Origin of the sequence: Teredinibacter turnerae T7901 (assembly GCF_000023025.1) — a bacterium.
GTDB classification, from domain to species: domain Bacteria; phylum Pseudomonadota; class Gammaproteobacteria; order Pseudomonadales; family Cellvibrionaceae; genus Teredinibacter; species Teredinibacter turnerae_B.
Genome location: NC_012997.1, coordinates 1,395,893 through 1,409,251 on the forward strand (window position 1 = coordinate 1,395,893; position 13,359 = coordinate 1,409,251).

The window sequence follows — 13,359 nt, forward strand, 5'->3', positions numbered from 1 at the left end:
GTATTTTGCTTAAGTAAGTGTGATAAAGGTGGAGAGAATATTTGTGGCTAAACGTGGGCCGGTAAAAGTTCTGATTATCGACGACTCCGCACTCGTACGTGCACTTCTTTCTGAGATTTTGTCGGGGCATGAAAATATCGATGTTGTGGGCAGCGCATCTGATCCTTACGAAGCGCGAGAAATGATCAAGCAGCTTAACCCGGATGTACTCACGCTAGATATAGAAATGCCACGCATGAACGGCATAGCTTTCCTCAAAAACCTGATGCGTTTGCGGCCAATGCCCGTGGTTATGATTTCCACTCTCACCCAGCAGGGCGCCCCTGCCACCCTGGAAGCTCTTGAATTAGGCGCTGTTGACTTTGTTCCTAAACCTAAGACTGAAGGCGCTGTGGCGCTTGAAAAATACAGTGAAGAAATTATTGAAAAAGTGCTTTGTGCCGCGCGGGCTAACGTAGCGCCTCGTATAGAGGAGAAAAAAGCACAAACTCCAGATTCGGCCGTCGCGACGGCGCTCACCTATGGCAAAACGTTAAAACCCGGTTTTTTGTGTGCCATTGGGGCGTCTACCGGTGGCACAGAGGCGATTAAAGATGTGGTGAAATCGCTGCCCGCCAATTCACCCGCCGTGGTTATCGCGCAGCATATTCCCGCGGTATTCAGTTCGTCCTTTGCGAAGCGTGTAGATACGCTTTCGGCTGTACATGTTTACGAAGCCGAAAATAATCAAAAAATTGAACCTGGTTCCGTTTATATCGCCCCGGGTGATGCACATTTACGTGTGATAGAGCGCCAGGGCAGCTATATTTGTCAACTTGGTACGGATGATCTTATCAACCGTCACCGCCCCTCTGTAGAGGCGCTTTTTGACTCGGTGACCAAACATGTGGGCGCCAAAGCCATGGGCGTGATACTAACCGGTATGGGTGCGGATGGGGCAGCGGCTTTGTTGCGCATGAAGCAGGCAGGTTGTGTGACAGTTGCACAGGATGAAGCAACAAGCGTGGTTTGGGGGATGCCTGGCGCAGCAGTAAAATTAGGTGCCGCAGACCAGGTTTTACCGCTGGATAAGATAACACGGTATATACTTACAAGAGCTTATCAGTAAAACGTTGGTTGAAGGGCTTTCGCTCGGTGATGTTGGGCAAGGTACCAGAGACAGGAAAAACAAGAGACTGCGACATGGCAATAACTTCAGATGTTTCCAATGATGGAAAAATATTGAAAATCTCTATCGACGGGCGTTTCGATGCATCGTCCCTTGACGATTTCCGGCGGGCTTATGAGGAAGTGGATTCCAATTCATTGGAGTCATATTGTGTCGATTTAAAGGACACCGTTCATCTGGATAGTTCCGCACTGGGGATGTTATTAGTCTTACGGGATTTTGCTGGCGGCGATAACGCCAATATTGTCATCAATAATTGCAGCCCAGAGGTGAAGAAAATATTCGCTATCTCCAGTTTCGAACAGCTATTTACAATTCAGTAGTGGTAGGTTCGAGCGCTCCCGGAGACGTAAGTTGCGACGCGACTTGGGCTTCGCCATTGGCAGTCGACGCGGAAGCTTCATTTTTTAAGGCGGTGATACGTGTCAGAAGAGAGTGAAAGCCCACTCAACATACTTATTGCAGAAGATTCTGCCGCAGATCGCCTAATATTAGAGTCTATTTTCGCGCGCGCCGGATACGTGCCTACCCTCGTGGAGAACGGCGCTCAAGCCGTCGAATCTTTCCAAGCCTCCAAGCCCGATCTCATATTTTTAGATGTACTGATGCCCGTAATGGGGGGCATTGAAGCGGCACGTAAAATTCGTGCGCTCGCGGGCGACGAATTTATTCCGATCGTGTTTCTGACTTCGCTATCCGGTGAAGAATCCCTGGTGGAGTGTATTGAGTCCGGCGGCGACGACTTTTTACCCAAGCCCTATAATCCGGTTGTTTTACAATCAAAAGTAAAAGCATTTTCCCGTATGCGGGATATGCATAAAACCCTGGCCCACCAAAAATCTGTAATCGAGCTTCACAACCAGCATCTTATCCAAGAGCAGACGGTTGCTAAGCAGGTATACGACAAAATTGCCCATTCGGGCTGCCTCGACCTCGATATTATTCGTTCCTATATGTCGCCGTTATCTGTGTTTAATGGGGACGTGCTCGTTGCGGAGGTAAGCCCCAGTGGTAGTGTAATGATTTTACTGGGTGACTTTACGGGGCACGGGCTGCCGGCGGCGATTGGTTCTATGCCGCTGGCGTCAACGTTCTACGGTATGGTGCGCAAAGGGTTTTCCCTTCCGGACATCATGAAGGAGATCAATGCAAAGTTGCATCAGATATTACCGGTTGGTTTTTTTTGCTGTGCAACCTGCATCGATATTCATATTCAAAAACGCCGTATGCGCATCTGGAATGGCGGCTTGCCCGAAAGCTATTTATACCGCGCCAAAACCCACAGTTACGAATTGTTGCAATCCAAAAATCTCCCACTGGGGGTTCTCGCGGAGCAGGATTTCGAAAAATCGACGCGTCGCATTCCGCTGGATATTGGCGACCGGTTTTTCATGTGGTCCGATGGTATCGTTGAAGCGCGCGATCGAACCGGCAGTATGTTTGGTGAGGAACGCCTCAAGCAGTTGATGCATCGACATATGGGCTTGCCAGTGCTGTTTGATGAGATTCTGCGCGAAGTGCATGGGCATATTGGCGAAACAGATAAAGACGACGATATTTCGCTGGTAGAGGTGTGTGTTGCTGATGTGGAAATTGGCCTCCCCGAGGAGGATGTTCACACCCATGTGAAAAGCCGTTTGGTCGACTGGTCGATGGCATTTACGATTGCCTCGACCAGTCTAAAAGAGTTCGATCCTCTGCCGCTTCTGGTGAATATTATTTCGGAGGTGCCGGGGTTAAAAGATCGCAGTACAACTTTGTACACTGTATTGTCTGAACTCTACGCAAATGCTCTTGAGCATGGAGTGTTAGGCTTGGAATCGCGCCTTAAAGACACCCCAGCCGGTTTTACTGAGTTCTATCGATTGCGTCGTCAGAGGCTGTCTGAGTTGGCAGAAGGATTCGTGAGTTTCGATCTGGAACACCACGCCGCGCCACATGGTGGAATGCTGACCATTCGTGTGAGAGACAGCGGTAAAGGGTTCGAACCTGGCAAGCGCGCCGAAAAAACGAAAGACAAACCGGATTATTTCGGCCGCGGTCTGTCGCTGCTCACATCAATCTGCGAAAATCTCACTATTCATCCCCCCGGCAATGATATCGAAGTGAATTTCCGCTGGACTTACGACGACGGTCACGATTAATGCAGAATAACGTAGTGCTGGACACCGCGATGCTTGCCAGTTTGCGCGAGCTCCTGGCAGACAAATTTGTCGAGCTGGTAACAACCTATAATCGCGATTGCGCGTTGCGGATAGATGCTATACGCAGCGCGCTGTTGACGCCTGAGTTCTCCGTTATTAATCACGAAGCCCACGGTATAAAAGGCAGTAGCCGCAATATCGGTGCGAATTCTTTGGCCGATTTGTGTGAGAAACTTGAGCAGAAAGCGCGCGCGCAGGACCCAGCCGGCATGGAGCAACTTTTTACCGCTATTGAGCAAGATTTTGCCGTTGTTTCCGCTGAGCTAACCCAACTTATCGCCTGATTACTACGTTAACCTGGCCCCTTTGTATATGGCACAGGCTTTGCTCTACCGAGTAATGTCTGACTAAGCCCTACATGAAGGTGTGGCTAATGCAATCTCTACTCGAAAGCGCTTCCTCGCTCGACACTGTATCTACTCAAAAGCACGCGGCTAAAAAGCTGGATTCCTTTGCGTCCACAGACGGTCGCGATACTTTTCGGCACGCGCTCGATCAGGAGCGTAAAGCACAAGCGCAAGCGGATAGCCGGAGTGAGGAAAAAGCCGATCGTGCGCAAGACGTGCGCTCATCGGCAAAAAAAGAGGAGCCGGCTGAAGCGGCCGCTGAGATTCCGTTAGCAGGCGATAGCGCAGGCCAAACTGAAACGCAAGAACGCGAGAGTATAACGGCAACCCAGGAAGCGCTGGGCTCCAACTCAGACACCGCTGCGTCGTTAGAGCAGGCTCCTATAAAGGCCGAAGCCAATAGTGGTATTGCCGATGGTGCGGTTGAGAGCGATGCCGCATTGTTGTCGGCTGAACACCCGGCGAAAGATTCGGCAATGCCCGCATCTGGAATAGAAGTGTCTTCCTCTCAAATTGTTGCCAGCAATATTCATTCAAGTGGTCGCGGCACGGCCTCGCCACTAACACCGTCTGGCGGAGTAACTTCTGCTGCTACAGTGTCCGCCGCGAACGGGGCAAATGCGGCATCCCTTACCGACGTATCAAGCCTTCAGAGCGAGCCACTAAAATCCGCTGACCCGCAGCTAAGCACCGATCTCGCCGGCAGCAAATTGTCTGGTTTGGTTGCGAGCAGCCCGGCTACAAAAATGCTGACTGCCGAGACTTTTTCCCGATTGTCTGGAGACGGAGAAATAAAAGAGTTTGCCGAGGTGATGGCTAACGCGTCCGGACACACACAAACTGCAGCTTCCGCCGCAAAAGCGGAGCTTTTTCCCTACGCGCTGGCCCAGGGGACCGATAAAATCCCGGTGACCATTCGCTTTGGCCAAACCGCATGGGCGGGTCAAGTGGCTGAGCGCACCGCAATGATGGTCGCGCAAAATTTGAGTTCGGCGGAATTGCAACTTGATCCACCGGAGCTGGGCCCGCTGCAGGTGAAGGTTTCTGTTCACAACGACCAGGCAACGGTGACTTTTGTTTCTGCAAACGCCCAGGTGCGAGAAGCGCTTGACCAGTCGGCGAACCGGTTGCGCGATATGCTCGCTCAGCAGGGAGTCGCACTGGGTGATGTGAACGTTTCAGATCACCCATCGCAGCAGTCTGGCCACCAGCAATCACAGGACGGTGAAACCCACCACGCACGCGGAGCCGGTTCGGGTATTGATTTGCTCGACGGGGAAGATGCTGCTCCGGTCACTGTCTGGGCTGCGCCCACTGGGGTGGACTATTACGCCTAGTTAAGACGCCTAGTTAAGACGCGAAGCGAAGACAGAACATTTCTTAAAATACCGCGCTGAGAAATTTTTAATACTTATTCCGAACCTCATCCGTTTCAGCAGACGGCGGTAATTGGCCGCTGCTGGCTATTTCTACTCGCGCCAAATTTCTGACAGCAAAGCAGGCGTACCCAGATTCGACTAACCTTAGGTTGCGACAATTGTTGCAGAGTGAGGTCTTGCCCGAACATTTTCGTCTTGCGCTTAAGCGCTGGAACGCGTGTGGGACCTTATGATTTGCGGGGCCATACTGTGTCGTTGTTGGTTAAGGTTCAGTGACTAGCGGCGCTCGATAAATGCACATGTATGCCTTCAGTCGTTTGGCATATGTATTGCTCTTTACCCTAAATTCAACAGAGGTAGTCGGAAGTTTGACATGGCGGATGCCGATAAAGACACACAAGACGAAAACGCCGAAGACGGCGGTGGGGGAAAAAAGAAACTGATCATGCTTGTCGTGCTCGGTTTGGTGATTGCCGGTCTCTCGGTTGGGGGAACCTTAGCCGCGCTTAAATTTCTCACTCCACCTCCGCCAGCAGAAGAGGGGGCGGAAGACGCTGCAGCCGAAGAGCCGACGCCACCGCCCGCGCCAGCGATATATTTCCCGATCAAGCCGGAGTTGATTGTTAACTTTAATGTTCGCGGCAGGCAACGGTATTTGCAGGCGGAACTGACATTGCTGGTGCGGGAAGAAGATGTGATCGCCGCTATCGAGCTGCATATGTCCAAAATTCGCAATAATCTTATTTTGTTGATTGGTGGCGAAGTATACGAGGAATTGCTGACGGCAGAAGGCAAAGAATTGTTGCGACAAAGATGCCTGCAGGAACTCCAGAATGTGATGCTGCAGGAAATTGGCAAACCTGGTATTGAACAGGTTTTGTTTACTAATTTTGTAATGCAGTAATACTGCATTTGTTCGAGGTCGTTAGTGCAGGACTTACTTTCTCAAGACGAAATCGACGCGCTCTTACATGGCGTTGATGACGGTGATATAGAAACAGAAAGTGATTTCGATGTTGGTGGGGTCAAGTCATACGATTTAACCAGCCAGGACCGAATTGTGCGCGGGCGTATGCCCACGCTCGAAATGATCAACGAACGTTTCGCCCGCTATACCCGCATCAGTATGTTTAACCTGTTGCGGCGTACCGCCGACGTCTCAGTTGGCGGCATTCAAATTCAGAAGTTTGGCGAGTACGTCCATACTCTGTACGTGCCGACGAGTTTGAATATGGTGAAGTTCAGGCCGTTGCGCGGTACAGCGTTGATTATTCTCGACGCGAAGCTGGTATTCAAACTCGTCGATAACTTTTTTGGTGGGGATGGTCGTCACGCAAAAATTGAAGGACGTGAATTTACACCGACAGAGTTACGTGTTGTGCAGATGGTATTGGAGCAGGTCTTTGTGGATCTTCACGAAGCCTGGAAAGCGGTAAAGCTTATTGACTTCGAATATATTAACTCTGAAGTCAATCCATCCATGGCGAATATCGTCAGCCCAAGCGAAGTTGTGGTGGTGAGTACTTTTCATGTGGAGCTGGATGGCGGCGGTGGTGAACTGCATATCACCATGCCGTATTCCATGGTAGAGCCCATTCGGGAAATTCTTGATGCCGGCCTGCAGTCGGATACCGACGAGCGTGACGATCGCTGGGTACAAGCGCTGCGCGAAGATGTTATGCGTGCGCGGGTAGACCTGGAGTGCGATGTGGTACGGCGTGATATCACCTTGCGCGAAATTGTTGATTTGAAAGTAGGCGATATTATTCCGGTGACCATGCCGGAGGTGCATATTGCTACTGCCAATGGAGTGCCCATGTTTCAAGCGAAAATCGGGCAGTGTAACAACAACCTGGCGCTGCGTATTCTCGATTATGTAGACCGAACGAGAGGGCAAAGCGCAACTGATGAGGACGCCAAGTCATGAGTGAAGACGACGAAGTCGATCAAGATAGCATGGCCGACGAATGGGCGGCCGCGATGGAAGAGCAGGCTGAAATTGATGGTGCTGGTGAAGACGAGGCGGCGGCGAACAACCAGGGTGCTGCGCCAATGGAGTTGAGCGAATTCGACGAACCTGCGGCGGCACCGGCAAGCCAGGGTAACAACCCGGATTTGGACGTTATTCTGGATATTCCAGTATCCATTTCGATGGAAGTCGGTCGCACGTCCATCACAATACGCAATTTACTGCAGCTAAATCAGGGCTCGGTTATCGAGTTGGATCGCCTTGCAGGTGAACCCTTGGATGTACTGGTAAACGGTACCTTAATCGCCCACGGTGAAGTCGTCGTAGTTAATGAAAAGTTCGGTATCCGTATGACCGATGTTATCAGCCCTTCCGAGCGAATTAAAAAACTGCGTTAGGAATCTAAGCCGATGAAAAATCTGTTGCTGATGTTGTGTTTGCTCTGGATGCCGTTGGCAATTGCTCAAGCCGGTGACGTAACGAATGGGGGCGAGCAAGCAGCCACCCAGGAAAAAGCAGATAAAATCACGCTCGTCAAGCCCGCGGCCAGAATCGCGCCTTCCGCCGCAGGCGTAGTAGGGCAGGTTTTAGGCGGTCTAATGGCGGTGATCGCGCTGATTATGGTGATGGCCTGGCTGGCTAAACGCATGGGCTATGGCGGTATTGCCAGCCAGGGGCAACTTAAAATCGTTGCCAGTATTCCGCTCGGTACGCGCGAAAAAGCGGTGATTGTGGACGCATGCGGTAAAACATTGCTACTTGGCGTTGCACCTGGCCGCGTGTCTTTTTTGCATGAGCTGGACATGCAATCGCCGGAGTCTGTGCTTGAGACAGCGCAGCGCCCCGTCAGTAAAGGCCAGGATTTTAGCGCTTACTTAAAAACAATAATTGGCTCTGGAAAAAACAGCGCATGAAAATCTGGGGTAAACAGGCCACAGGTCTGTTTGTGGTGGTGCTGCTTGTTTGCGTTTTTATACCAAACGGGTGGGCACAGTCAGAGGAAAGTTCCGGTACGAATCTGAATGCACCATTGAACACTGCGGAGCAGATGCTCGAGCAGGGTGCTCAAGGCTTTAAGCCCATTGAAGGCTTGCCCGCATTTACCGTAAAAACCAATGCCGATGGCAGCCAGGATTATACAGTTACACTGCAAATCCTGATGCTGATGACGGCGCTGACGTTTTTGCCCGCGATATTGATGATGATGACCTCATTTACACGCATCATCATCGTGTTTGCCATTTTGCGCCAGGCGATGGGTTTACAGCAATCGCCGTCTAACCAGATACTCATTGGACTCGCGTTGTTTTTAACGCTTTTTATAATGACGCCCGTATTGGACGAGGTAAATCGCACTGCGTTGCAACCGTACATGAACGAGCAAATGTCTGCGCGGCAGGCGCTGGACAATGCAAAGCTGCCGTTTCATGCTTTTATGATCGCTAACACGCGCGAATCAGACCTCGATTTGTTTTTTCGGATTGGCGATATTGCGCCGGTGGCAACGCCACAAGATGTGCCTTTCACTGTACTTATGCCAGCCTTTGTTACCTCCGAGCTGAAAACAGCGTTTCAAATTGGGTTTATTATTTTCATCCCATTTTTAGTGATTGATATTGTGGTGGCAAGTGTGCTGATGGCGATGGGTATGATGATGCTATCGCCGTTAATTATTTCATTGCCTTTCAAAATTATGTTGTTTGTGCTGGTTGATGGCTGGGGGCTGATTATGGGTACGCTGGCCGCAAGTTTTGGAATTTAGAGGGAGCCATGACACCTGAAATAGCCCTGCAGTTGTTTGGTGATGCGTTTTTTCTAACCGTCGTCATGGTGGCGGTCATTGTCGGCCCAAGCCTGGCGGTCGGCTTATTGGTGAGCACGTTTCAGGCGGCGACCCAGATTAATGAACAAACGCTGAGCTTTCTTCCCCGTCTGCTGGTAACCATTGCCACAATTATGCTGGTTGGTCCCTGGTTGTTGCAGCGACTTATGGACTTGTTTACCGGTTTGATGATGCAAATTCCGGAAATCATCGGCTGATGGAATTCAGCGAAGCGGAAATTACCCGCTTTATTCAGCAATATTTTCTTCCCTTTGTTCGGATCGGCGTTATGTTTCTGGTAATGCCCGTATTCGGCTCGCGTATTGTCAGCCCGCGGGTGCGGCTGGTGTTAGCGTTTCTTATTACCGTGTTAGTGGTACCGCTGCTGCCCGCTTTGCCAAGTGTGCCGCCACTCAGTTGGCAGGCTTTGTTTTTTGTTGCACAGGAAGTGGTTTTAGGCGCAGCAGTCGGCTTTACTTTTCAGGTTGTATTCCAAATGTTTGTGCTCGGCGGCCAATTTATGGCCATGAAAATGGGGCTGGGTTTTGCCTCAATGAACGATCCGACAAATGGCGTGCAAACGACGGTTTTATCCCAGTTTTTTCTTATGCTGGTTACTTTGATGTTTGTTGCCGTGGAAGGCCATTTGGTGCTGATCAGCTTGATTGTCGACAGCTTTCACACCTTGCAACCGGGGCGATTTGTATTTGCATCCAGCAATTTCTACGAGATCGTCAAATTAGGTTCCTGGATGTTTGCCGCTGCTCTGTTGATGGCTCTGCCAGTAATAACGTCGTTGTTGTTTGTCAACATCGCCTTCGGAATTATGAGCCGCGCGGCGCCTCAGCTGAATATTTTTGCGGTTGGTTTTCCGTTTACACTGATGTGCGGCTTGCTGTTAATCTGGCTTGGACTCACGCACTTCTCTGAAATTTTTGAAACAGCGATCACCTACGGCTTTGATCAGGTCGGTCGCATGTTAAAACTTTAAGCGGGCGGGTGGACCAGAGGCATGGCAGAACAAGACAGTTCGCAGGAAAAAACGGAAGAGGCCACACCCAGACGCCTGGAAAAGGCGCGTGAAGAGGGCCAGGTCCCGCGCTCTCGAGAGCTCACCACCACAGCCGTGCTCCTGGCGGGAACAATCAGTCTGGTTTTGTTTGGCGGGGTGATGGCTAATGCCCAACTGGAAATTATGCGCCTTAATTTTGATTTGCCGCGAGAGGTGATTTTCGATCCTGAGTTGATGTTCGCCCAGTTGGGGGCTTCTTTTAAAGAGGCGCTGCTCAGCTTAATGCCGCTATTTGCGGTTATTCTGGTGGCTGCCATTGCAGGCCCGGTGGCATTGGGTGGTTGGCTGTTCAGCAGCAAAGCCTTAGCGCCCAAACTAAACCGGATGGACCCCATTAAAGGTTTGGGCCGCATGTTTTCCATGAAGTCGTTAATCGAACTGGTGAAGTCTATTGGCAAGGTGGCAATTGTTGTCGGCGTCGCTTTTGTGTTGCTTTCGCAAATGAAAACCGCACTGCTGGGGCTCTCTCAGGAGGGGCTTGAGCAAGCCATAATACATTCTCTGACGTTAAGCTTGTGGGCTGCGGTTTTATTATCCGCGTCTACGATTGTTATCGCCGCTATGGATATACCTTTTCAGATTTGGGACCACAGCAAAAAGTTAAAAATGTCCCGTCAGGATATCCGCGACGAAATGAAAGATACGGAGGGCAAGCCCGAAGTAAAAAGTAAAATTCGCCAGATGCAGCAGGAAATGGCGCAGAATAGAATGATGTCTGCGGTTCCGGAGGCGGATGTGGTGATTACTAACCCGACCCACTATTCCATAGCCCTGCGCTACGACCCGAAGACAATGAGCACGCCTGTTGTGGTGGCAAAAGGTATTGATTTTGTCGCTATGAAAATTCGTGAGATTGCGCGCGAAAATAAAATTGAATTTGTGCAGGCACCACTTCTGGCTCGGGCAATCTATGCCACCACCGATTTGGAAGACGAAATTCCCGAAGGGCTATATGTGGCCGTTGCACAAGTTCTGGCCTACGTTTTCCAGTTACGGGAATTTCGCAAAGGGCATGGCGAGCGCCCGGACTACCCGCGCAATTTGACTATTCCGCCGGATATGCGCAAGTACTAATCACCTCTCAGGATTGAACAGGACGGCACTGATACTGTACTCAGTGCCGTAATTGGGAATGCGATCTAACGCAAGTCAAATCTGTCGGCCTGCATCACTTTTACCCAGGCATCGACAAAGTCATTTACGAAGCGCTCCTGCGCATTGTCAAACGCATAGACTTCAGCCACGGCACGTAATTCTGAGCTTGAGCCAAATATTAAATCGACCGGCGTGGCGGTAAATTTTCGCTTTCCGGTTTTGCGGTCAATACCGTGGTAGATTTCTCCTTCACGCTGCCATTTAAATGACATGTCCAATAAATTAACAAAAAAGTCGTTACTCAATACGCCGGGGCGATCGGTGAATACCCCGTGCGGACTGTTGCCGGTGTTGGCCCCCAATACGCGCAGGCCGCCAACGAGCACAGTCATTTCCGGCACGGTGAGTGCTAATTGATCCGCTTTATCGACAAGCGCCTCGGTGGGAGATTTGTAAAAGCCCTTGGTGTAGTAATTGCGAAATCCATCTGCCTCGGGCTCGAGAAGCGCAAACGAATTTATATCTGTTTGCTCCTGGACTGCGTCGCCGCGCCCAGCGACAAAGGGTACGCTCACTTTTATGCCAGCAGCGGCGGCGGCTTGCTCAATACCAACAGCACCGCCGAGCACAATCAGGTCTGCGAGGCTTGGCTTTTTATATTCCTGTTGTATTTCTTTTAGTCGGCCTACCACGCGCGCAGTAGATTCCGGATCGTTCGCCGCCCAAGTGTTTTGTGGCTGCAGAGCTATACGTGCTCCGTTGGCGCCACCGCGCATATCGGAATCACGGTAGGTGGACGCGGATGCCCAGGCAACACTGACTAATTCACGAACAGAGAGCCCCGAGCCTGCAATGGCTTTTTTCAATTTAGCTATCTCTCGCTTACTCAGGTTGTTATAACCGGGATCTGGGATAGGGTCCTGCCACAAGTGAGCCGTCGCAGGGAAATCGTTGCCGAGGTAATTCGCCATTGGCCCCATGTCTCTGTGCGTCAGTTTAAACCAGGCTTTGGCAAATGCGAGCTGGTATGCCTTAGGGTCCGCTAAAAATCGTTCAGCGATTTTGCGGTACGCTGGATCAAATTTTAATGCGAGATCCGCGGTGGTCATTACCGGCGGGTTAAACTTTCCCTTAACATGCGCATCAGGTACGGCGTTGTGAACGGACTCGTCGGTAGGAATCCAAATAATAGCGCCTGCGGGGCTGCGCGTTTTTTTCCAGTCAAAAGTCAGCAAATTGCTTAAATAAAGCGATGTCCAACGGGTAGGCGCCTGGGTCCAGGCACCTTCCAGTCCACTGGTGGTGGTATCTTCGGCATTGCCTTTACCACAGCGGTTTTTCCAACCAAGCCCTTGCTGTTCGATGGCGGCTGCTCCGGGTTCGGGTGCAAGACAGTCCTTGGCTTTGTGAGCACCATGCATTTTGCCAAAGGTGTGTCCGCCAGCGATTAAGGCCAGTGTTTCTTCATCGTTCATCGCCATTCGGGCGAAAGCTTCGCGGATGTTTTTGGCTGAGGCGACAGGGTCAGGTACTCCGCCTGGGCCTTCGGGGTTGACGTAAATCAGCCCCATATGTACTGCCGCCAGGGGTTTTTTCAGGGTGCCGTCAGTTTCACGACGGTCGCTGGCGAGCATTTCTACCTCTGGGCCCCAGTACACCATATCTGGCTCCCAGTCGTCGTCTCGGCCAGCGGCGAAACCGTAGGTCTTAAAGCCCATGTTTTCTAAAGCCACGTTGCCTGCTAAAACAATCAGATCACCCCAGGATATGTGTTCGCCGTATTTTTGTTTTACCGGCCACAACAGACGACGGGCTTTATCCAGGTTGCCGTTATCCGGCCAGCTGTTGAGCGGATCGAAACGCTGTTGTCCTCCGCCGGCACCTCCACGTCCGTCCATAGTGCGATAGGTTCCGGCCGCATGCCACGTCATGCGAATAAAAAATGGCCCGTAGTTGCCCCAATCGGCTGGCCACCAATCTTGCGAATTGGTGAGTACCGCGTTGATATCCTGTTTTAACGCGGCCATGTCTAATTCAGCAAATGCCTTTTTATAGTTGAAATCTTTTCCCAGTGGGTTTGAGCGGGGATCGTGGTCGCGCAACGGGCTAAGATCAAGTTGGTCGGGCCACCAGAAAAGGTTGGATTTAACTTGCGTTGGCGCCACAGTACCCATACCGACAGCGCCAGCGGGCTTACTCATTGGCGCGTCTTTAGCGTGCAGGTGGGCGCAGGTTAGGGTGAGAGCAATTGCGACGGAAGAACAAAACCTGGAGAAAAACTCGAATCGATTATTCATGTTATA

At 51.1% G+C, this 13,359-nt stretch carries 14 protein-coding genes; 13 read left to right on the forward strand and 1 reads right to left on the reverse strand.

Going from position 1 to position 13,359, the window contains the following annotated elements:
- Positions 1–43 precede the first annotated feature (43 nt).
- The 13 genes from TERTU_RS05945 to flhB all read left to right on the forward strand — a co-directional run bounded on the left by TERTU_RS05945 (position 44) and on the right by flhB (position 11,035).
- Positions 44–1,108 (forward strand): protein-glutamate methylesterase/protein-glutamine glutaminase, encoded by a 1,065-nt coding sequence (locus TERTU_RS05945; protein ID WP_015818725.1) that lies wholly within the window; start codon positions 44–46, stop codon positions 1,106–1,108.
- A gap of 74 nt (positions 1,109–1,182) precedes the next feature.
- Entirely contained in the window at positions 1,183–1,491 is a 309-nt protein-coding gene (locus TERTU_RS05950; RefSeq protein ID WP_015818649.1) for an STAS domain-containing protein, read from the forward strand.
- A 99-nt stretch (positions 1,492–1,590) separates the two neighbouring features.
- Positions 1,591–3,312 carry a SpoIIE family protein phosphatase gene (locus TERTU_RS05955; RefSeq protein ID WP_015817189.1) on the forward strand — a complete coding sequence of 574 codons (1,722 nt, stop codon included), beginning with the start codon at positions 1,591–1,593 and terminating at the stop codon, positions 3,310–3,312.
- Positions 3,312–3,656, forward strand: a complete 345-nt coding sequence (locus TERTU_RS05960) for an Hpt domain-containing protein (protein WP_015820031.1) — start codon at positions 3,312–3,314, stop codon at positions 3,654–3,656. The genes TERTU_RS05955 and TERTU_RS05960 overlap by 1 nt, the downstream gene beginning before the upstream one ends.
- A 74-nt stretch (positions 3,657–3,730) precedes the next feature.
- The gene (locus TERTU_RS05965; protein ID WP_041590080.1) at positions 3,731–5,056 is read left to right on the forward strand and encodes a flagellar hook-length control protein FliK; all 1,326 of its coding nucleotides are present in this window, start codon (positions 3,731–3,733) and stop codon (positions 5,054–5,056) included.
- A gap of 415 nt (positions 5,057–5,471) precedes the next feature.
- On the forward strand, positions 5,472–6,002 hold the full coding sequence (locus TERTU_RS05970; protein WP_015820424.1) for a flagellar basal body-associated FliL family protein: 531 nt from the start codon (positions 5,472–5,474) through the stop codon (positions 6,000–6,002).
- A 24-nt stretch (positions 6,003–6,026) separates the two neighbouring features.
- On the forward strand, positions 6,027–7,025 hold the full coding sequence (fliM, locus tag TERTU_RS05975; protein WP_015819068.1) for a flagellar motor switch protein FliM: 999 nt from the start codon (positions 6,027–6,029) through the stop codon (positions 7,023–7,025).
- On the forward strand, positions 7,022–7,465 hold the full coding sequence (fliN, locus tag TERTU_RS05980; RefSeq protein ID WP_015819517.1) for a flagellar motor switch protein FliN: 444 nt from the start codon (positions 7,022–7,024) through the stop codon (positions 7,463–7,465). Before fliM ends, fliN begins: the two co-directional genes overlap by 4 nt.
- A 12-nt stretch (positions 7,466–7,477) precedes the next feature.
- Positions 7,478–7,981: a flagellar biosynthetic protein FliO gene (fliO, locus tag TERTU_RS05985; protein ID WP_015818846.1), complete on the forward strand. Its 504-nt coding sequence runs from the start codon at positions 7,478–7,480 to the stop codon at positions 7,979–7,981.
- Positions 7,982–8,115: 134 nt separating this feature from the next.
- Entirely contained in the window at positions 8,116–8,829 is a 714-nt protein-coding gene (gene fliP / locus TERTU_RS05990) for a flagellar type III secretion system pore protein FliP (RefSeq protein ID WP_461552069.1), read from the forward strand.
- 8 nt (positions 8,830–8,837) lie between these two features.
- Positions 8,838–9,107, forward strand: a complete 270-nt coding sequence (locus tag TERTU_RS05995) for a flagellar biosynthetic protein FliQ (RefSeq protein ID WP_015820085.1) — start codon at positions 8,838–8,840, stop codon at positions 9,105–9,107.
- Positions 9,107–9,880 carry a flagellar biosynthetic protein FliR gene (gene fliR, locus TERTU_RS06000; protein ID WP_015819020.1) on the forward strand — a complete coding sequence of 258 codons (774 nt, stop codon included), beginning with the start codon at positions 9,107–9,109 and terminating at the stop codon, positions 9,878–9,880. The genes TERTU_RS05995 and fliR overlap by 1 nt, the downstream gene beginning before the upstream one ends.
- Positions 9,881–9,901: 21 nt before the next feature.
- Positions 9,902–11,035, forward strand: a complete 1,134-nt coding sequence (flhB, locus tag TERTU_RS06005; protein WP_015819614.1) for a flagellar biosynthesis protein FlhB — start codon at positions 9,902–9,904, stop codon at positions 11,033–11,035.
- A 65-nt stretch (positions 11,036–11,100) separates the two neighbouring features.
- Here the strand turns inward: flhB and katG are convergent, their stop codons facing one another.
- Complete coding sequence (gene katG, locus TERTU_RS06010; protein ID WP_015819603.1) at positions 11,101–13,353, reverse strand: catalase/peroxidase HPI; 2,253 nt, start codon at positions 13,351–13,353, stop codon at positions 11,101–11,103.
- Positions 13,354–13,359: the final 6 nt, after the last annotated feature.

Excerpts from the sequence above, each read along its gene's own strand:
- TERTU_RS05960 (WP_015820031.1), top strand. The coding sequence starts at position 3,312 with ATGCAGAATAACGTAGTGCTGGACACCGCGATGCTTGCCAGTTTGCGC.
- TERTU_RS05995 (WP_015820085.1), top strand. The coding sequence starts at position 8,838 with ATGACACCTGAAATAGCCCTGCAGTTGTTTGGTGATGCGTTTTTTCTA.
- TERTU_RS05970 (WP_015820424.1), top strand. The coding sequence starts at position 5,472 with ATGGCGGATGCCGATAAAGACACACAAGACGAAAACGCCGAAGACGGC.
- katG (WP_015819603.1), bottom strand. The coding sequence starts at position 13,353 with ATGAATAATCGATTCGAGTTTTTCTCCAGGTTTTGTTCTTCCGTCGCA.
- flhB (WP_015819614.1), top strand. The coding sequence starts at position 9,902 with ATGGCAGAACAAGACAGTTCGCAGGAAAAAACGGAAGAGGCCACACCC.
- fliR (WP_015819020.1), top strand. The coding sequence starts at position 9,107 with ATGGAATTCAGCGAAGCGGAAATTACCCGCTTTATTCAGCAATATTTT.
- TERTU_RS05950 (WP_015818649.1), top strand. The coding sequence starts at position 1,183 with ATGGCAATAACTTCAGATGTTTCCAATGATGGAAAAATATTGAAAATC.
- fliO (WP_015818846.1), top strand. The coding sequence starts at position 7,478 with ATGAAAAATCTGTTGCTGATGTTGTGTTTGCTCTGGATGCCGTTGGCA.
- fliP (WP_461552069.1), top strand. The coding sequence starts at position 8,116 with ATGCTCGAGCAGGGTGCTCAAGGCTTTAAGCCCATTGAAGGCTTGCCC.
- TERTU_RS05965 (WP_041590080.1), top strand. The coding sequence starts at position 3,731 with ATGAAGGTGTGGCTAATGCAATCTCTACTCGAAAGCGCTTCCTCGCTC.
- fliN (WP_015819517.1), top strand. The coding sequence starts at position 7,022 with ATGAGTGAAGACGACGAAGTCGATCAAGATAGCATGGCCGACGAATGG.